Annotated in this window: 1 pseudogene; it reads left to right on the top strand. The window is 58.0% G+C overall.

The annotated features are described in order from the left end of the window. Window positions 1–507 (top strand): annotated as a pseudogene (locus ACTHSX_RS10465) (DUF6531 domain-containing protein); the annotation flags it as partial.

Here is a 507-nt window from a genome sequence, read left to right as displayed (position 1 = left end):
TCCGTCACCTTCAACGGCAAAGAACTGGTGCGCTACGACTACGACGGCTACGGCGATTTGACCGCCGTTTACGGACGCGACGGCAAAAAACTGCGCGGTTTCGCTTACCGCAACCACATCATGGTCGAACACAGCCAGCCCGACGGACTGGTGTCCCGCTACGAATACGACTGTTACGACACCGACGGCAAAGTGCTTAAAAGCAGCAACAACCTCGGTGAAGAATGGACGTTCGACTACCGCAAAGACCATACCGTCGTTACCGACGCATTGGGGCGGACGGAAGTGTACGGTTTCGACGAAAACCAAGAACTCGTCTACCGCATCGATGCCGACGGACAACGCAGCGCCAGCGAACGTGACAGCTACGGCCGCATTACCGTAGAACGCGACCCCCTCGGACGCGAAACCCGCTATCTCTACGATACCGAAGGCAACGTCATCGCCATCACCGCCCCGGACGGCAGCAGCACTCAAATCGACTACCACGAAACCCTCAACCTGCCG

Source organism: Neisseria sp. P0014.S002, assembly GCF_051958295.1.
Lineage (GTDB): Bacteria > Pseudomonadota > Gammaproteobacteria > Burkholderiales > Neisseriaceae > Neisseria > Neisseria flavescens_B.
The sequence above is the reverse complement of the archived record's forward strand: the minus strand, read 5'-3'. Positions and strand labels throughout refer to the sequence as shown.